16 protein-coding genes, 6 tRNA genes and 1 rRNA gene (1 of these 23 only partly in view) are annotated in these 19,051 nt (G+C 40.8%); 20 read left to right on the forward strand and 3 right to left on the reverse strand.

Annotated elements, in window-relative coordinates; all coding sequences use genetic code 11:
* The 7 genes from CGC63_RS03775 to CGC63_RS03805 form a co-directional block, all read left to right on the forward strand.
* Positions 1-2,818, forward strand: a 23S ribosomal RNA gene (locus tag CGC63_RS03775) (it extends 66 nt beyond the left edge of the window).
* A gap of 79 nt (positions 2,819-2,897) precedes the next feature.
* Positions 2,898-2,970, forward strand: a tRNA-Asn gene (locus CGC63_RS03780).
* A gap of 20 nt (positions 2,971-2,990) precedes the next feature.
* Positions 2,991-3,062 (forward strand) — tRNA-Glu (locus CGC63_RS03785).
* Positions 3,063-3,087: 25 nt separating this feature from the next.
* A tRNA-Thr gene (locus tag CGC63_RS03790) sits at positions 3,088-3,160 on the forward strand.
* A gap of 4 nt (positions 3,161-3,164) precedes the next feature.
* A tRNA-Ile gene (locus CGC63_RS03795) sits at positions 3,165-3,238 on the forward strand.
* Positions 3,239-3,272: 34 nt separating this feature from the next.
* Positions 3,273-3,346 (forward strand) — tRNA-Asp (locus CGC63_RS03800).
* Positions 3,347-3,373: 27 nt separating this feature from the next.
* Positions 3,374-3,460: transfer RNA gene (locus tag CGC63_RS03805), tRNA-Leu, on the forward strand.
* Positions 3,461-3,567: 107 nt separating this feature from the next.
* Here CGC63_RS03805 and CGC63_RS03810 read toward each other — a convergent pair.
* Positions 3,568-4,356 (reverse strand): sulfite exporter TauE/SafE family protein, encoded by a 789-nt coding sequence (locus CGC63_RS03810; RefSeq protein WP_009247615.1) that lies wholly within the window; start codon positions 4,354-4,356, stop codon positions 3,568-3,570.
* Between the two features lie 116 nt (positions 4,357-4,472).
* Between CGC63_RS03810 and CGC63_RS03815 the strand changes: the two genes are divergently transcribed.
* Positions 4,473-5,342 (forward strand): LysR family transcriptional regulator, encoded by an 870-nt coding sequence (locus tag CGC63_RS03815; protein WP_003023455.1) that lies wholly within the window; start codon positions 4,473-4,475, stop codon positions 5,340-5,342.
* A gap of 9 nt (positions 5,343-5,351) precedes the next feature.
* Positions 5,352-6,602 (forward strand): GTPase HflX, encoded by a 1,251-nt coding sequence (hflX, locus tag CGC63_RS03820; RefSeq protein ID WP_003023451.1) that lies wholly within the window; start codon positions 5,352-5,354, stop codon positions 6,600-6,602.
* Positions 6,603-6,647: 45 nt separating this feature from the next.
* On the opposite strand, the gene CGC63_RS03825 is transcribed toward hflX, so the two are convergent.
* Positions 6,648-7,874 carry an argininosuccinate synthase gene (locus CGC63_RS03825; RefSeq protein WP_040351316.1) on the reverse strand — a complete coding sequence of 409 codons (1,227 nt, stop codon included), beginning with the start codon at positions 7,872-7,874 and terminating at the stop codon, positions 6,648-6,650.
* 205 nt (positions 7,875-8,079) lie between these two features.
* On the opposite strand from CGC63_RS03825, the gene CGC63_RS03830 reads away from it, so the two are divergent.
* From CGC63_RS03830 to holA, 7 genes are all read left to right on the forward strand, one after another.
* Positions 8,080-8,514 (forward strand): DMT family transporter, encoded by a 435-nt coding sequence (locus CGC63_RS03830; protein ID WP_009247613.1) that lies wholly within the window; start codon positions 8,080-8,082, stop codon positions 8,512-8,514.
* Between the two features lie 255 nt (positions 8,515-8,769).
* Complete coding sequence (locus CGC63_RS03835) at positions 8,770-9,375, forward strand: ComEA family DNA-binding protein (RefSeq protein ID WP_003023443.1); 606 nt, start codon at positions 8,770-8,772, stop codon at positions 9,373-9,375.
* Between the two features lie 11 nt (positions 9,376-9,386).
* On the forward strand, positions 9,387-10,076 hold the full coding sequence (locus tag CGC63_RS03840; protein WP_003023441.1) for a response regulator transcription factor: 690 nt from the start codon (positions 9,387-9,389) through the stop codon (positions 10,074-10,076).
* A gap of 87 nt (positions 10,077-10,163) precedes the next feature.
* Positions 10,164-11,591 (forward strand): sensor histidine kinase, encoded by a 1,428-nt coding sequence (locus CGC63_RS03845; RefSeq protein WP_003023439.1) that lies wholly within the window; start codon positions 10,164-10,166, stop codon positions 11,589-11,591.
* Positions 11,592-11,602: 11 nt separating this feature from the next.
* Positions 11,603-12,541, forward strand: a complete 939-nt coding sequence (locus CGC63_RS03850; RefSeq protein ID WP_003023437.1) for a GerMN domain-containing protein — start codon at positions 11,603-11,605, stop codon at positions 12,539-12,541.
* On the forward strand, positions 12,534-14,792 hold the full coding sequence (locus tag CGC63_RS03855; protein WP_003023434.1) for a DNA internalization-related competence protein ComEC/Rec2: 2,259 nt from the start codon (positions 12,534-12,536) through the stop codon (positions 14,790-14,792). The genes CGC63_RS03850 and CGC63_RS03855 overlap by 8 nt, the downstream gene beginning before the upstream one ends.
* A gap of 60 nt (positions 14,793-14,852) precedes the next feature.
* A complete protein-coding gene (gene holA / locus CGC63_RS03860; RefSeq protein ID WP_003023432.1) occupies positions 14,853-15,833 on the forward strand; it encodes a DNA polymerase III subunit delta in 981 nt (326 codons plus the stop codon).
* Positions 15,834-15,889: 56 nt separating this feature from the next.
* On the opposite strand, the gene rpsT is transcribed toward holA, so the two are convergent.
* Positions 15,890-16,153, reverse strand: a complete 264-nt coding sequence (gene rpsT, locus CGC63_RS03865; protein ID WP_009247608.1) for a 30S ribosomal protein S20 — start codon at positions 16,151-16,153, stop codon at positions 15,890-15,892.
* 185 nt (positions 16,154-16,338) lie between these two features.
* On the opposite strand from rpsT, the gene gpr reads away from it, so the two are divergent.
* The 4 genes from gpr (at position 16,339) to CGC63_RS15505 (ending at position 19,047) form a co-directional block, all read left to right on the forward strand.
* Positions 16,339-17,250 (forward strand): GPR endopeptidase, encoded by a 912-nt coding sequence (gpr, locus tag CGC63_RS03870; RefSeq protein ID WP_009247607.1) that lies wholly within the window; start codon positions 16,339-16,341, stop codon positions 17,248-17,250.
* A gap of 40 nt (positions 17,251-17,290) precedes the next feature.
* Positions 17,291-18,526 (forward strand): stage II sporulation protein P, encoded by a 1,236-nt coding sequence (locus tag CGC63_RS03875; RefSeq protein ID WP_003023427.1) that lies wholly within the window; start codon positions 17,291-17,293, stop codon positions 18,524-18,526.
* A gap of 148 nt (positions 18,527-18,674) precedes the next feature.
* A complete protein-coding gene (locus tag CGC63_RS03880) occupies positions 18,675-18,869 on the forward strand; it encodes a helix-turn-helix domain-containing protein (protein WP_003023424.1) in 195 nt (64 codons plus the stop codon).
* A 13-nt stretch (positions 18,870-18,882) separates the two neighbouring features.
* The gene (locus CGC63_RS15505) at positions 18,883-19,047 is read left to right on the forward strand and encodes a hypothetical protein (protein WP_003023422.1); all 165 of its coding nucleotides are present in this window, start codon (positions 18,883-18,885) and stop codon (positions 19,045-19,047) included.
* The last annotated feature ends 4 nt before the right edge of the window (positions 19,048-19,051 follow it).

The raw sequence follows: 19,051 nt of genomic DNA on the forward strand, positions 1-19,051 counted from the left end.
TGCGATAAGCTTCGGGGAGGAGCAAATATCCTATGATCCGGAGATTTCTGAATGGGGAAACCCACATGAGAAGACCTCATGTATCCATACGCCAATCCATAACGTATGGAAGGGAACCCGGTGAACTGAAACATCTAAGTAGCCGGAGGAGAAGAAAGAAAACTCGATTTCCTAAGTAGCGGCGAGCGAACGGGAAAGAGCCCAAACCAGCGTGCGTGCATGCTGGGGTTCGGACTGCAGAAATGATTCGTCAAGGGTAATGGAACGGTTTTGGGAAAGCCGGCCAGAGAGGGTGAAAGCCCCGTACATGAAACCCAAGATGACATGGCAGGATCCAGAGTACCACGAGACACGAGAAACCTTGTGGGAATACGCGGGGACCACCCCGTAAGGCTAAATACTCCTCAGTGACCGATAGTGTATAGTACTGTGAAGGAAAGGTGAAAAGGACCCCGGGAGGGGAGTGAAAGAGAACCTGAAACCCTGTGTTTACAAGCTGTGGAACACCATTATTAGGTGAACCGCGTACTTTTTGTAGAACGGTCCGGCGAGTTGTGCATGCTGGCAAGGTTAAGCACTGAAGGTGTGGAGCCGTAGGGAAACCAAGTCTTAATAGGGCCAGAGTCAGTATGTGCAGACCCGAAACCGGGTGATCTATCCATGTCCAGGTTGAAGCTGCCGTAAAAGGCAATGGAGGACCGAACGCACATCCGTTGAAAAGGGTGGCGATGAGGTGTGGATAGGGGAGAAATTCCAATCGAACCCGGAGATAGCTGGTTCTCCTCGAAATAGCTTTAGGGCTAGCCTCGGTAGAGATTCGCGGAGGTAGAGCACTGAATTTCCTAGGGGGCGTCAAAGCCTACCGAAGAATATCAAACTCCGAATGCCGCAGAATTGCTTACCGGGAGTCAGACTATACGAGATAAGTTGGATAGTCGAAAGGGAAAGAGCCCAGACCTCCAGCTAAGGTCCCAAAGTGCGTGTTAAGTGGAAAAGGATGTGGGATTTCAAAGACAACCAGGATGTTGGCTCAGAAGCAGCCATACATTCAAAGAGTGCGTAATAGCTCACTGGTCGAGAGGTCCTGCGCCGAAAATGTCCGGGGCTAAAACACGACACCGAAGCTGAGGAATTCTAAGGAATTGGTAGAGGAGCATTGCATAAGGGAAGAAGCAGTACCGAAAGGAGCTGTGGACTTTATGGAAGAGAGAATGCCGGAATGAGTAGCGAGAGTAAGGTGAGAATCCTTACGGCCGAATATCTAAGGTTTCCAGGGTAAAGCTGATCTGCCCTGGGTAAGTCGGGACCTAAGGCGAGGTCGAAAGACGTAGTCGATGGACAACAGGTTGAAATTCCTGTACTGCGATATAACAGAACTGTGGGGACACGTGTGGAAAGCACATCCCGGGAATGGAATCCCGGGGCAAGCGAGGTAGGAGTCTGGTAGGCAAATCCGCCAGGCAATCTGAAGACGTGATGCGGACCGAAAAGAAGTAGGGAAGTGTGTGAGCCATGCGTCGAGAAAAGCCGCTATTGTTTATATCGTACCCGTACCGTAAACCGACACAGGTGGATGAGGAGAGAATCCTAAGGCCGACGGAAGAAGCATTGTTAAGGAACTCGGCAAAATGACCCCGTAACTTCGGGAGAAGGGGTGCCACAGAGATGTGGCCGCAGAGAATAGGCTCAAGCAACTGTTTAGCAAAAACACAGGTCTATGCAAAACCGAAAGGTGAGGTATATGGGCTGACGCCTGCCCGGTGCTGGAAGGTTAAGAGGAGAGGTTAGCGCAAGCGAAGCTTTGAATTTAAGCCCCAGTAAACGGCGGCCGTAACTATAACGGTCCTAAGGTAGCGAAATTCCTTGTCGGGTAAGTTCCGACCCGCACGAAAGGCGTAATGATTTGAGCGCTGTCTCAACAATGCATCCGGTGAAATTGAAATACCAGTGAAGATGCTGGTTACCTGCGCCAGGACGGAAAGACCCCATGGAGCTTTACTCCAGTTTGGTACTGGGACTCGGTATTGCATGTACAGGATAGGTGGGAGACGAAGAGGCATGGACGCCAGTCTATGCGGAGTCGCTGTTGGGATACCACCCTTGTGATATTGGGTTTCTAACCAGCCGCCGTAATCCGGCGGTGGGACAATGCCAGGCGGGGAGTTTGACTGGGGCGGTCGCCTCCGAAAGGGTATCGGAGGCGCCCAAAGGTTCCCTCAGAATGGTCGGAAACCATTCGCAGAGTGCAAAGGCAGAAGGGAGCTTGACTGCGACACCGACGGGTGGAGCAGGTACGAAAGTAGGGCTTAGTGATCCGGTGGTATTAAGTGGGAATGCCATCGCTCAACGGATAAAAGCTACCCTGGGGATAACAGGCTTATCACTCCCAAGAGTTCACATCGACGGAGTGGTTTGGCACCTCGATGTCGGCTCATCGCATCCTGGGGCTGTAGTAGGTCCCAAGGGTTGGGCTGTTCGCCCATTAAAGCGGTACGCGAGCTGGGTTCAGAACGTCGTGAGACAGTTCGGTCCCTATCCGGCGTGGGCGTAGGATATTTGAGAGGAGCTGCCCTTAGTACGAGAGGACCGGGGTGGACGGACCGCTGGTGTACCGGTTGTTCTGCCAAGAGCATGGCCGGGTAGCCAAGTCCGGAAGGGATAAACGCTGAAGGCATCTAAGCGTGAAGCCCCCCTCAAGATGAGATATCCCATTTGAAAGAAGTAAGACCCCTTGAAGACGACGAGGTAGATAGGACAGAGGTGGAAGTGCAGTAATGTATGGAGCTGACTGTTACTAATCGGTCGAGGGCTTGACCTGAGTGTAGAGATACACGAACGGCAGTTGGAAAGTTTCGTTTTATATATGTGGTTTTGAAGGTATAGTGTAAGAAGTATATTCCTCCTTAGCTCAGTCGGTAGAGCATGCGGCTGTTAACCGCAGTGTCGTTGGTTCGAGTCCAACAGGGGGAGTTTAGTAATAAAAAATATTTGGCTCCTTGGTCAAGCGGTTAAGACATCGCCCTTTCACGGCGGTAACACGGGTTCGATTCCCGTAGGAGTCACTAAGCTTTAAGCTTAAAAAAGGATGCCGATGTGGCTCAATTGGCAGAGCAGCTGATTTGTAATCAGCAGGTTATCGGTTCGAGTCCGATCATCGGCTTTTTGGACCTTTAGCTCAGTTGGTTAGAGCAACCGGCTCATAACCGGTCGGTCCTGGGTTCGAGTCCCCGAAGGTCCATTTGTTAAAGGTATCCAAATACATAATAGAATATGGCCCAGTGGCTCAGTTGGTTAGAGCGCCGCCCTGTCACGGCGGAGGTCGAGAGTTCGAGTCTCTTCTGGGTCGTTTGAAATGCAACAGCATTTCGAAAATGCCGCAGTGGCGGAACAGGCAGACGCACAGGACTTAAAATCCTGCGGGACTTATACTCCCGTACCGGTTCGATTCCGGTCTGCGGCATTAAGTAAAAGACGGAGAAATGTTTTAAAGTAAACATTTCTCTTATTTTTTGGCATAAATGATAGCAAATAACAAAAACTGCTGAGGTTTTACCTCAGCAGTTTTTGTTATCCGATAAACTGATAAATATTATAGATATTGATAAAAATAATTACAACCATTAAACCAATAAAAAGCTTGTCCACAGTTTTTTCTTCAATTTTTTTATTGAGAGCTCTTCCGGCGATACCTCCGCCAATGCCTCCTATTACCATAAAGATAAGGGTTGCGATTTCAAAATCAGGAACGCTTTTTGTTACAATGGATGATAATAAACTGGCTATCTGGGAAAAGAAAATAATATATAGAGAATTTTCAGCCGCAATTTTTGTTGTCATTGAGAAAAAGAAAAATAAAACAACAAGATTGATAGGACCGCCTCCAATGCCTAAGAAGGAGGAGAGAATTCCCAGAAAAATACCGATGGCGACACAAGCCATTAAGTTTGTTACATGGTATGTTTTAATCCGTTCTTTGTAAAGGGTATAAACTAACGTACCGACAGTTACCAGCATAAGGCAGGCAGCCTGAACAGCGCCTACTTTGTTTTTGTCTGGGCTTAGAGAAGATACGAAAGAAAACATCCATTTTCCTAAAAGCCCACCCACAGCAGCGCCCAGCGCCAATGGTAAACCTGTTTTCTGCTCAATATTAGAGCTGCCGCTTAATTTACTTTTGATTACAGAATATGTAGTCATGGAAAGTACAGTACAGCCGGATAAAAAGCTTATGGTGGCAACATCCATAACGCCAAATGCGTCAAGAACAGGCTTTATGATAACGCCGCCTCCAATACCGCAAATTGCCCCTATGATGGAGGCAAAGAAACAGATTAGAAAGAAAACTACTAATAACATAATAATACCTCACATTTTTTTATTCTATTCTATTTTAGCTTTTTTCTAGCTGTATAGCAATTATTATGTTATTATACTATGTATAATAAAAAAGATATGGATGTAAAAGGAGAGATATGACATTACGACATTTAAAAATATTTTCTGCGGTTTGTCGTTTGGAAAGCATTACTCTTGCCGCAGAAGAAATGAACATGGCGCAGCCGGCAGTAAGTTATGCAATTCGGGAATTAGAAGGGTATTATGAAACAAAATTGTTTGAGCGGATGAACAGACGCTTGTATATCACGGAGGCAGGAGAGCAGCTTTTAATTTATGCAGACTCTATTTTGGCGCAGTTTGATGAGGCAAGGGACGTTTTGCGGGATATTCAGACGGTGACCAAAGTGCGAGTGGGAACAAATGCTTCTTATGGAATTAGTTATCTTCCGCAGCTGATTGCAGGATTTAAAGAAGAGTATGGGCAAATTCCCATTTATACATTAGTGGATAATTCCAGACAGATTGAGGAAAAACTAATAAGAAATGATTTGGATTTTGGAATTACAGATTATCCTTCTAATCCGCAGTTTTTTAGAAGCGTGCCTGTGGGAACGGATAAAATGATAGCAGTTTGTTCGTCTGATTATTCTTGGCAGGGTTCGGCAAAAATGGAGGAGCTTATTGAGATGCCGCTGCTTTTAAGAGAATTGGGAAGCGGCTCTCGGAGTATGGTGGAGGCTCTTCTGAGCAAATATAAAAAGAAACCGGAAATTGTAATGGAGAGCATTAGTATTCGAAGCCTGATTGAAGCATGTGCCAAAGGAATGGGAGTTTTGCTTCTCACAAAATCAGTTTTAGAGCCTTATATGAAAAGCCATCATTTAAGAGAAATTAAAATTACAGATGAAAGTATTGTGAGGGAATATTATTTTGTATATCATAAGAGCAAATTTCTGACAAAAAGTATGAAATGCTTTCAAGAATTTGTTTTGGAGAACAGATAGGAGAGTTTTATGGAATTATATGAGTTAAAAGAAGAGCAGGAAAAGGTAATTTTGGTCGGTGTGCAGACAAGAGAAAACGATGATACAAAGGACTCCTTGGAAGAGTTGAAGGAGCTTGTAAAAACAGCCGGTGCAGAGGTTTTAGGTACTGTTATACAGGCAAGAGAAGCCGTTCATCCGGGGTATTATGTGGGAACAGGCAAGCTGGATGAAATCCGTATGATGCTTGACGGATACGGAGCTACGGGAATTGTCTGTGATGATGAGCTTTCTCCTTCACAGATAAATAATCTGGAGCGAGAATTGCAGTGTAAAATCATGGACAGAACCATGGTGATTTTAGACATTTTTGCGGCAAGAGCAAATACCAGTGAAGGTAAAATACAGGTAGAGCTGGCGCAGCTTCGATACAGAGCTGCACGCTTAACAGGACTTGGAAATTCCATGTCAAGACTGGGAGGAGGTATAGGAACAAGAGGACCGGGAGAGAAAAAGCTGGAAATGGACAGACGTCTGATTAAGCTTCGGATTTCTCAGTTGAAAAAAGAGCTGGAGCAGGTAAAACGACACAGACAGGTTTTACGTGAAGGAAGAAGCAGAGAAAATATTATGACAGCAGCGATTGTAGGTTATACAAATGCAGGAAAATCCACGCTTTTAAATACGCTGACAGATGCAAAAGTTTTAGAAGAGGATAAGCTTTTTGCCACCTTAGACCCGACTACCAGAATTTTAGAATTACCGGGAAAACAGAAGCTTTATTTGACAGATACCGTAGGATTTATCAGGAAGCTTCCCCATCATTTAATTGAAGCTTTTAAAAGTACCTTAGAAGAAGCAAAGTATGCAGATTTCATTATTCATGTAGTGGATATTTCCAATCCCCAAAGGGAAAAGCAGATGTTTGTGGTATATGAAACATTACAGGAATTGGGGGTAGAAGATAAAAAAATCGTTACATTGTTTAATAAGCAGGATAAGCTTCAGGATGCTGAAACCATAAGAGATTTTAAAGCAGATTATATTGTGAAGACAGCCATAAAAACAGGGCAGGGATTGGAAGAATTAAAGGAAGTTCTAGAAAAAATATTGACAGAAAATCAAATATATCTGGAAAGAATTTTAGATTATCAGGAAGCAGGACAGATACAGCTTATTCGAAAATACGGACAGCTGATTTCAGAGGAATATACGGACAGAGGAATTGAAATAAAGGCGAGAGTTCCCCAGAATATATACGGAAAAATAGGAGGAAGATAAAAAGAGGAGGCTGTTTTATACAACAGCCCCTCTTTTCGCTAAAAATTATTTATTTTCTTTTGCAGCCTCTGCCATTTTCATAGCACGAACTTTTAACGGCAGACCGAATAAAGTGATAAATCCGTCTGCGTCATGGTGGTCGTATAAATCACCTGTCGTAAAGGATGCAAGAGACTCATTATACAGGCTGTAAGGAGAAACAGTACCTGCTTTAATGATGTTGCCTTTATAGAGTTTTAATTTTACTTCTCCGGTTACATACTCCTGTGTGCTTTCCACAAATGCCTGAATTGCTTCACGCAGAGGTGTGAACCATTTTCCTTCGTAAACGATTTGAGCAAATTGACTTCCTAATTTCTTTTTCATTTCCATTGTGTCACGGTCTAAAATCAATTCTTCCAGCTGTGCGTGAGCTTCCATAAGAATTGTTCCGCCGGGAGTCTCATATACACCACGGGATTTCATACCCACAACACGGTTTTCTACAATATCAATAATTCCGATACCATTGGCGCCGCCTAATTCATTTAATTCTGTAATAATTTCAGATACCTTCATGGATTTTCCGTTTAATGCAGTAGGAACGCCCTTTTCAAAAGTAAGAGAAATTTCAGTTTCTTTGTCCGGCGCTTTCTGAGGAGTTACGCCCAGAACCAGTAAATGTTCATAATCCGGTTCAGCAGCAGGATCTTCCAATTCCAGACCTTCATGGCTGATATGCCATAAGTTTCTGTCACGGCTGTAACTGTTGCTCATATTAAACGGAAGGTCAATACCATGTGCTTTACAGTATTCCATTTCATCTTCACGGGACTGCATGGTCCATACATCTGTCATACGCCATGGAGCGATGATTTTTAAATCAGGAGCAAGCGCTTTAATTCCTAATTCAAAACGGATTTGGTCATTTCCTTTTCCCGTAGCTCCGTGACAGATAGCGACAGCGCCTTCTTTTCTTGCAATTTCTACTAATTTTTTTGCAATAGGCGGACGAGCCATAGAAGTACCTAACAGATATTTATTTTCGTAAACAGCGCCTGCCTGAACGCAAGGAACAATATAATCATCACAAAATTCATCTACAATATCTTCAATATACAGCTTTGAAGCGCCGGATAAAGCTGCACGTTCTTCCAAACCATCTAATTCTGAACCCTGACCACAGTTGATGCAGCAGCAGATAACCTCATAATCAAAATTTTCCTTTAACCAAGGAATAAGAGCTGTTGTATCTAAACCGCCTGAATATGCTAAAATAACTTTTTCTTTCATAACGAAATCCTCCAAAGAATTATTTTGTATGAATGTAATATACACCTAAATAAATAATTATGCAATAGTTTTTTTGAAAAAATAGAAAAAAACTTATAAAACAGATAAAAATAGAATAAATATACATCTATATGCAAGGTTAGATATGAATAAAAAAAGAAATACAGGTAAAAATATGAAGAGAAAATAATGGAGGAAAATGAAAATGTGGGGAATTTTAATTGCATTGCTGTCAGGAGCGCTTATGAGTGTACAGGGAGTTTTTAATACGGAGCTGACAAAGCAGACGAGTCTTTGGGTTTCAACAGGGTGGGTGCAGATTTCAGCATTTCTTGTTTGTGTGGCAGCATGGTTGTTTACGGGACGTGAGTCCGTGGGAGCTTTGATGAAGGTCGAAAATAAGTATATACTTTTGGGTGGAGTAATCGGAGCTTTTATTACTGTAACAGTTATTCAGAGTATGTCCTCTTTAGGACCTGCCAAAGCGGCAATGCTGATTGTAATCGCACAGCTTGCAGTGGCATATCTTATTGAATTATTTGGGATGTTCGGTGTGGAAAAGGTGGATTTTCAATGGAGAAAGCTTTTGGGAATGGCAATCGCTATTGCGGGCATCGTTATTTTCAAATGGGAAAAATAGACAAAAACAGCCGGTTGCTTACGGCTGTTTTTTGGATTGCAGGGAAAAAAGAATAGTGCTATACTGAAGCTACATTTCAAATAGGCAAATCGGTGTTTCTGCCGTAATACCCATAAAACGTATTAGAACACAAAAAAGTTTATGTATTTTTTAGAAAAGAAGTTATCAATTTGATATTGTAAAGAGATTGCAAATTCGTTACAATAGACATAGTTGTACGAAGTCCTCTTTACAAGCTCGTAAGGAGGTAATTGTATGATGAAAGCAAAAAATATCTTATTTATAATGCTTATGGGCATAATATGTCTTGTTTTTAGTTCCTGTAATTCCCCAAAAGAGGAAACGGTTGTGATAGAGCAGTCGGAAGAAAAACAGAATAAACCAAAAACAGAGGAACATTCTGAACAAGAAGAAGCTTGGATATGGGTAGATGTCAGCGGAGCAGTGAGCGCTCCGGGGGTATATTGTCTGAAACAGGGTTCCAGAGTATTTGAGGCAGTTCAGGAAGCCGGAGGCTTTTTGGAAAATGCAGATACAACGGGAATTAATCAGGCTTCTGTTTTATCAGACGGGGAAAAGCTTCAAATCTATACAATAGAAGAAGTGCAACAAATGGAAGTACAGCCCGAAATGTTTTCCGGCTCATCGGAAAATACAGAAAGCGGTGGTAAAATTAACATAAATACAGCCGATTTGACAGAGCTTCAGGAAATTCCGGGAGTAGGAGAAAAAAAGGCACAGTCCATTATGGAGTATCGGGAAGCCTGCGGAGGTTTTCAGAATATTGAACAGCTTCAGGAGGTACCGGGGATTAAAGGGAAAACATTTGATAAAGTCAAGGATTACATAACAGTAAAATAAGGAGAATATAGATGAGCAAGCGTGTATTAGTAGTAGACGATGAGAAACTGATTGTAAAAGGAATACGTTTTAGTCTGGAACAGGAAGGAATGGAAGTGGATTGTGCTTATGACGGAGAAGAAGCACTGGAAAAAGCTAAAGAGAAGGAATATGATATGATTCTTCTGGATATTATGCTTCCGAAGCTTACAGGACTGGAGGTCTGTCAACAAATCAGAGAGTTTTCATCTGTTCCCATTATTATGCTAACTGCAAAAGGGGAAGATATGGATAAAATTTTGGGGCTTGAATACGGTGCGGATGATTATATCACAAAGCCTTTTAATATTCTGGAGGTAAAAGCACGTATTAAAGCGATTATGCGAAGAATGCGTAAAGAAGAAGCAAAAGAAAGCTTTGGAAAAACATTGGTATCGGGAGACTTGAAATTAGACTGCGAAGGCAGAAGAGTATTTATCGCAGGGAAAGAAATTAATCTGACTGCAAAAGAATTTGATGTATTGGAGCTTTTGGCAAAAAATCCAAACAAAGTATACAGCAGAGAAAACCTCTTAAATTTAGTATGGGGATATGAATATCCGGGAGATGTGCGTACCGTTGATGTACATATCAGGCGTTTAAGAGAAAAAATAGAAGCTGTTCCAAGTGACCCGAAATATGTTCATACAAAATGGGGAATTGGATATTATTTTCAGGGCTAAGCTAACGCCGCAGTAGATAGATGCTATTGCGGCAATTCTTTTCTGAGGCTTTTTGAAAAGCCCTATTGATAGAGTGAGGAAATTAGAATGAAGATAAAGATGAAACTGTCATTTTTGAAGAGTCTTAGGTTTCGAGTTATGGTACTTCTGGTGATTATCGGAATTTTGCCGTGTATCATTGCAGAAAGCGTAATTGTAAGCAGTTATGAAAATCGAGCAGTAGAGCTGAAAAATATCAGCGTGAAAAATCAATGCGATATTCTGGGAAAACAGCTTATGAAGGAGGAATATTTAAAATATCCCCAGTCAGAGGTTATTAACAGTGAGTTGGCTATGTTTTCTTCCGTTTTCAGCGGAAGAATTTTAGTGATTAACCGAGATGGAAGAATTGTAAAGGATACCTATGATATTGATGAGGGAAAATATCTTCTTTCAGAGGCTGTAATTAAGTGTTTTGAAGGAGAAAATACAGGATATTATGATAAAGATAATTCTTACATTGTACAGACGGTTCCTCTGAAAAACATGATAAATAAGCAGGTAGAAGGTGTAATGCTCATTAGTATTTCTACCAGCGATATTAAAGACAGCATCGCTATTTTAAGACACAGGGCAAATTTACTGCTGTTGATTATTTGTGTATTTGTTTTAATTTTAGGTTTTGTATGGTCAAAAACATTGGTTCGTCCATTCGCACGAGTTGGAAAAGCTATTGAAGAATTGACGGACGGGTATTTAGATGAAGAGATTTCAGTGCCGGATTATACAGAAACGGAGATGATAAGCAGTGTTTTCAATAAAATGCTGAAGAAAATGAAGGTTTTAGACGACTCCAGACAGGAATTTGTGGCAAATGTGTCTCATGAGCTGAAAACACCGATGACATCGATAAAAGTTCTGGCGGACTCTCTTGCAGGACAGGAGGATGTTCCCGTAGAGCTGTATAAGGAATTTATGCAGGATATCGCAGTTGAGATTGATAGAGAGAATAAGATTATTACAGACCTGTTGTCTTTGGTGAAAATGGATAAAAAGGCATCAGAGCTTAATATTGAGAAAGTAAACATCAATGAGCTCATGGAAAATATTTTAAAGAGACTGAAGCCGATTGCTGATAAAAAGAAGGTGGAGCTGGTATTAGAAAGCTATCGTCCCATTGTTGCAGAGATAGATGAGGTGAAGCTGAGTCTGGCATTATCAAATTTAGTAGAAAACGGTATTAAATATAATGTGGAAGACGGATGGGTACATGTGACTTTAAATGCAGACCATAAATATTTTTATGTTTCCGTAGAAGACTCGGGAATTGGTATCCCCCAGGAGTCCATTGACCGTATTTTTGAAAGATTTTATCGTGTGGATAAGTCACACTCCAGAGAAATCGGCGGAACAGGTCTGGGACTTGCTATTACGAGAAATGCCATTGTTATGCACAGAGGTGCGATTAAGGTAAAGAGCGAGGAGCATAAAGGAACTACGTTTTCAGTGAGAATTCCGTTAAATTATATTGGATAGGAGGCATATAGGTGAAAGGAAAAAGACAGGGCATCCTGTTTCTTTTGCTCTGCTTTGTTATAGTGGCTGTAACAGGGTGCAGCAAAAAGGAAGAAAAAAATGAAAAAAGAGAATATCAAATGTATTACTTGTCGCCTACGGAAAGTTCTTTGGAAACGGATGAGTATAAGCCGACAAAAAGGACAACAGAGGCAATGGTAAAGGAAATCGGCGAGATGCTGGATGAAACGCCGAAAAAAGAGGAACATTTTCGACTGCTTCCAAAAGATGTAAATATTTTGGAGTGCAGTTATGATGGAGAAAAGGTTGTTGTTAATTTTAATGAAAATTATAAAAAAATGAAAAATACCAGAGAAATTCTGGTAAGAGCAGGTATTGTAAAAGCATTTACCCAGATACCCGGAGTTGAGTATGTGGAATTTACAGAGAACGGAGCGCCCATGACAGACTCAGAGGGTGTGGAAATCGGGAAAATGGATAGGAATACCTTTATGGAAAATGAAGGTGAGAATGTAAACTCTTATGTACACAGTAATCTGAACCTCTATTTCGCAGATGAAAGCGGAAGCAGCTTGGTGAAAGAGACGGTTTCGGCATATTATAACAGCAATGTTCCGGTGGAACGGGAAGTGGTGGAAAGATTGCTGAAAGGCCCTAAGACAGAGGGCTTAAAACCGACCTTATCACCGAATACAAAAATTTTAGGCGTTTCTATTGTAGAAGGAATTTGTTATGTAAATCTGGATAAGAGTTTTTTGACAGACTCCATGGATGTGCAGGAAAAGCTTCCGATATATTCTATTGTCAATTCTCTTACAGACGCATGTAATATTCGTGCTGTGCAGATTTCGGTGGAAGGAGAAACGAAGGTTACGTTTCGGGAAACCATGAAATTAGACGAACCGTATCATGCAGATTATGGATTGCTAAAGGAGGAAGAAAGTGAGTAAAAGACCATTATGTGGGGCTGCCCTTTTATGGGCAGTCATGCTGTGGCTTTTGGGACAGATGCAGGTTTCGGCGTTCACTTTTCAAACGCCGAAGCTTCCTCTTAAAATTCCTCTGGAAAAAGCAGCAGTAAGCGGAGAAATTTATAAGAAAGAAGAATTTACTCTTTATACAAATCTTTATATCAAGAATGCAAATCTAACTATAAATTCAAAACAATATTCCATAGATAATGTAAAAGTTCATATAAAAAGAGAAAAGTGCAGCACTGCCTTTCGCTGTGGGGACAAGGTTTTCGTAAAAGGAAGGTTGGAGGAAATTCCTCTGCCTGCTAATCTGGGACAGTTTAATGAAAGGGTTTATAACTATGCCAGAGGGATAAAATGGTATCAGTCCGGGGAGTCTGTACAAGTGTTGAAAAAGAATTTTAATCTGTTTTTAAAATGGCAGAACAAGATTAAAGAAATGTGGATAAAAGGGATTTCAAAAGTTGTTCCGGAGGATAAAATTGGATTTTTTGAGTCTGTTTTGTTAGGAGAAAAAAGAAATTTGGACAGTAGTCAGAAGATATTGTTTCAAATTATGGGATGCTCTCATATTTTAGCCATTTCAGGACTGCACCTTTCTATTATGGGAGGAGGACTTTTAAAAATTTTGCAGAGACTTTCCGTTCCCTTTTGGGCAGCAGGGAGCATTTCTATGATTGCAATGATTTTATATGGAGGTCTTACAGGCAGCGGAGCGGCAGTCATGCGGGCGGCAATTATGTTTTCAGTCTGGATTGGAGCATTGATTTGGAAAAGAACGTATGATTTTTTATCTTCAGCAGCCTTAGCCTGTATTTTACTCCTCATAAAATCGCCGTTGTACTTATACGACAGCAGCTTTTTATTGTCTTTCGGTGCAATTTTAGGCTTAGGTCTTGTTCAACCTGCACTTTTTTCAAAGAAAATGCAGAGAGGAAAGAAGACATTAGGAGAGAAAATCAAAAATCTTTTTATGGATGGAATAAAGGGAGGAATTGCCGTATGGGCAGTGCTGTTGCCTATGATGATGTATTTTTTTTATGAAATCTCCGTGTTTGGAATAATTATAAATCTTTTGGTTCTTCCAACCGCAGGAATTTTACTGATATCCGGTTGTGTAGGAAGTCTTTTGGGAATGTGTGGAATTATTCCCTTGGGAAAACTTGTTACAGCGCCTGCGCTGTTGATTTTAGAAGCTTATATAAGTGTAGGAAAGACCATTCAGAATATCCCTTTTGCAGTATGGATTACAGGAAAACCGGCTTTGTGGAAGTGTGTGTGCTATTATGTAGTTCTTTTTCTTTTGTTGTGGATAAAGAAACAAAAAAGGTGGAGAAAATTCTTTTATGGAATATTAGTATTCTGTATTTTGCTTTTGTATGGAAAGCTTCCGTGGGAAACGAGAAGTCTTACGTTCTTAGATGTAGGGCAGGGAGATTGTATTTGTATCCATACGGATAACAGAAGCTGTTTTCTCATAGACGGTGGCAGCAGCAGTGTATCAGGAGTAGGGAAATACCGAATTCTTCCTTTTTTGAAAGCTTTTGGAATACAGGAAATAAAAGGAATTTTTGTATCTCATACCGATTTGGACCATATTAGCGGAATACAGGGAATTTTGGAATGTGCAGGGAAAAAGGAAACATACATAAAGGTGAAAACGCTTTTTTTATCAGAGTGTGAGGAAACAAAGGAGAAGCTGGAAGCTTTGGAGGAAAGTGCAAGGAAAGCGGGATGTAAAATTGTATACATAAAGAAAGGAACAAAAATACGGGAAGGAAAAATACAGCTGGAATGTCTTGCGCCTGACAGAAAGGATTTGGAGTGTAATGAGGGGTCTCAGGCATTTCGAATGACAAAAGGGAAGTTTAAGGCGCTTTTTACAGGAGATATAGAGGGAGAGGGGGAAAACGAGCTTTTTGTGGAGTTAAAGGAAAGAGGTGAGAAATATGATGTGCTGAAAGTGGCACACCATGGTTCAAAGAATTCTACAAAGGAGGAATTTTTAGAAGTTATCAGTCCAAAAGCATCTGTAATTTCCTGCGGCAAAGATAATTCTTATGGACATCCCCATAAGGAATTGTTGGAAAGATTGAAGCTTTACACGGGAAAAATATTTTCTACTATGGAAGAAGGAGAAATTAGATTGACTGAGAGTAAGAATGGTTTTTGTATAGAAAGCAGATTGGGCAAGAAAAGGTATCTTTTCAGGGGAAATGAACCATGATATAATCAGCTTGTCGCCTAGAGGCGGCGAATTATAAAAATTGTAAGAAAAGAGAGAAATATGAAAAGCTTACAGGAAGATATTAAAAATCAGGATTTTAAACAGGTATATTTGCTGTACGGAGAAGAAAATTATTTAAAGCAGCAGTATAAAGAAAAGCTAAAAAAGGCGCTGGTTCAGGAGGATGACTCCATGAATTTTTCTATGTTTGAGGGAAAAAAAACAGAGCCAAAGGCAATTATAGATTTGGCAGAAACCATGCCTTTTTTTGCAGACAGACGAGTGATTTTTCTGGAGGATACCGGTTTTTTTAAAAACCAGTGTGGAGATTTACCGGAATATATGGCAGAGCTGCCGGAATATATCTGTATGGTTTTCATTGAAAATGATGTAGATAAAAGAAACAGGATGTACAAAGCCGTAAAGAAATATGGCAGAGCTGTGGAATTTGGTGTGCAGGACAGCAATACGATTATGCGCTGGGTTCTGGGAATGATGAAAAGAGAGGGGAAAAAGATTACCCAAAAGGATATGGAGCTTTTTCTGAGTAAAACCGGAACAGATATGGGAAATATAGAAAGAGAGCTGGAAAAGCTTTTATGTTATACCATGGACAGAGAGATTATTACGGCACAGGATATTGAGAATGTGTGTACAACGCAGATAACAAATCATATTTTTGACATGATTAGGGCAGTGACGGAGAAAAATCAAAAAAAAGCGCTGGACCTTTACTATGAGCTGCTGGCTTTAAAAGAGCCGCCTATGAGGATTTTGTTTCTTCTGGCAAGGCAGTTTAATTTGATTATGCAGGTAAAGGAATTATCCAAATGCGGCTATGACCAGTCACAAATCGCAAAAAAAGCAGGAATTCAGCCTTTTGTTGTGAAAAATTATCTGACGTACGCAAGGAAATACAGTACAGAAGAATTGAGAAAAGCAGTAGAGGAATGTGTTGCGGCGGAAACAAAAGTAAAGACAGGATTTATGACAGATACCATGAGTGTGGAACTGCTTTTAGTAAAATTCAGCAGTATATAGAAAATAAAAAACCTTGACTGATGACGGTCAGCCAAGGTTTAATTTTATCTTAATTCTTATGCAAGAGTGTTCACTGCTTTAGATAAGCGGGAAACTTTTCTTGCAGCTGTGTTTTTGTGGTAAACACCTTTAGAAGCTGCTTTATCAATAGTAGAAATAGCATTTAATAATGCTGCAGATGCTGCCTCTTTATCTTTTGCTTCGATAGCAGCTTCTACTTTTCTGATAGAAGTTTTCACAGCTGATTTGATAGATTTATTTCTTTCAGCTTTTTTTCTGTTTACTAATACTCTTTTTTTTGCAGATTTAATGTTAGCCAAAGCGTACACCTCCGAATATAATCTTTTTCCAATTTGTTATTTTTTATATATTTATCGGAGAAAGACACGGAACTCTCCGATATAACATGCTTTTTCATTGTAGAATATTTGTCCATAAATGTCAATACATAAAATCCTTTAAATTGCGAAAAATACTTAAAAAAGGCAGGGAAAGGAAGAGGAAGATGGCATTGCAGAGAATTCATACGGATTTGGCGTTGGAGGCAAAGGAAAAATTTGAGGAAGATAATGTGGAAATCCGAGGTGTTGTAATCGAGGAGGATTATAATCAGGAGAAGGATATCAGAACAACAGTTGTGCGAATCGAAACAGAAAACGGAGCAAAAACCATGGGAAGACCACAAGGGGTATATATTACCATAGAAGCTCCTAATCTGTCTGTACCGGATGAAGATTACCACAGGGAGATTTCTAAAGAGCTTGCACATCATGTAAAAAGTCTTTTGCCGAAAAAAGAAGATATTCGAGTGCTGGTGGCAGGCTTGGGAAACAGAGAAATTACGCCGGATGCGCTGGGACCGGAGGTAGTGGCAAATCTTCATATTACCAGACATATTATTAAAGAATACGGTATTCAGGGAATGGGAGAGGAGCATGCCAGCAGCATAAGCGGAATTGTTCCGGGAGTCATGGCGCAGACAGGAATGGAAACATTGGAGATTATCAGAGGGGTAACAGAGGAAACAAAGCCGGATGTAATTATTGCCATTGACGCTTTAGCCGCCAGAAGCATCAAGCGTTTAAACAGAACCATTCAGATTACTGACACGGGAATTAACCCCGGCTCAGGCGTGGGAAATCATCGAAACAGTTTAAATGAAGCTGTGCTGGGAGTAAAAGTAATTGGAATTGGAGTACCTACGGTAGTAGATGCAGCAACGATTGTGCATGACTCTATGGCGTATCTTTTAGATACTTTAGAGGAGGCAGAGAAGAAGGAATTTTTAGAAGAGATGATAGCGCCTTCTCTTTATAGTATGTTTGTAACGCCAAAAGATGTAGACGATACAATTAAGCGGCTTTCTTATACCATTTCAGAGGGACTGAATTTTACATTTGAAAAAGACAAGGCATAATTGAAATATATTTTCTCATATATAGATATGAGGTGATAAGGTGAAGAAAAGAGATGTAGAACGGGGAATTTCAATTTTGCTTTGGATTTTAATGGTTTTGCTGGCGGGATATATTATTGTAAAGGGACTGGCTCTTGAGAAAAAAGATATGGAATATATGATGGGAAATATACAGCATCAGGCATTAAAGATATATCTTCCGGGAATAACGGAAACTGAAGGAGAAAAAGACGGAAAACAGTGGCTGTGGGAAAAAATAAAAGCACAACTGCCGATATTAAAAAAGTATTCCAAAGAGGAGGAAAAGAAGCCGGAAATCGATGCAAAAACAAGCAGTCGGATTATGCGGGAAAATACAGAATTTTTGGAGGCAAAGATTTTAGAAGAAAATCGGGAGGCTGGTCCGCCTTCTTCCGGTTATGAAAATACAGAAGATGAGGAAATACCGGGAGATGCACCAAGTCAGGAAACTGTTAATCAGATAAGAGCGCCTGTTACGGATATTCCTTTGGAGAAGTTTCAGGATTTTGATTTTGTTATGCGTAATTTCTACACCGTAGATAAAACAACCAGTATCAACAGCGAACAGTTAAATGCACCGGCGCTTCTTGAAATGGATATGCGGATGCAGGGAAATAATGAACAGCCGCAAATTCTCATTTACCATAGTCACTCTCAGGAAGAATTTATTGACTCTGTGCCGGGAGATCCTTCCACGACTATTGTAGGGGTAGGGGACTATCTCACGACCTTGCTGCGGGACACATACGGATATAATGTCATTCATGTAACAGATACCTTTGATATTGTAGACGGAAAGCTGGACAGAGATAAAGCATATACCTATGCGCAGGAGAGAATAAGCCGGATTTTAGAGGAAAACCCCAGTGTAGAAGTGGTGATTGACCTTCATAGAGACGGTGTATCCGGAAATAAGAGGCTGGTTACCAATATAGACGGAAAAGAAACGGCGAAAATTATGTTTTTCAACGGACTGAGCAGAACAAAACAAAACGGAGAGATTTCTTATCTGCCAAATCCCTACATTCAAGAAAATTTGGCGTTTTCTTTGCAGATGATGCTGGAAACAAAGAAGTATTATCCGGATATTGCAAGAACCATTTATTTGAGAGGATATCGTTATAATCTACATTTACGGCCAAAAGCATTGTTGGTGGAGTGCGGAGCGCAAACCAATACGGTACAGGAAGAGATGAATGCCATGGAACCGTTGGCGGATATTTTAAATAAGGTACTGACAGGTGATAAGTTTTAGAATGAAAATCGACAAGAGGTAATAAAGCCTCTGCCGATTTTCTTTTTTATAGGAAACAGCAGAAAAGAAGAGCGTGCAGAGCGTAAAAACTCTGACACGCTTATTTTTTTACCATAAAAGCAAATGAGGACGGAAAGGAGCATAGAACATGGCGAAACGAAAGTACAAGCGTCTGCATTACGAGGACAGGCAGACCATAGAGGCTATGAGTAAGCAGGGCAGCAGTGTAAGTGATATTGCAGAGGTGCTGGGAACACACAGAGACACGATTTATAGAGAGTTCAAACGCTGCGGGCTTACATTGAAAACCTACACGGCAGCAGCGGGGCAGCAGGCACTATAAAAAAGGGAAAATAATGAAATTAGAGGACGCATTAAAACAAAATCCATACGATAAAACCAGAGGCAGTAAAGGGGCGTACATAAGATATTTACGCTATACCGTGGACGGGTGGTATAGCAAGAAAAGCGAGGAAATAAGAAAGCAGATAGACCGAGATAAGATAACGAAAGAGAGGTAAAAGA

The sequence above is a fragment of the Blautia hansenii DSM 20583 genome (genome assembly GCF_002222595.2).
GTDB classification, from domain to species: Bacteria; Bacillota; Clostridia; order Lachnospirales; family Lachnospiraceae; genus Blautia; species Blautia hansenii.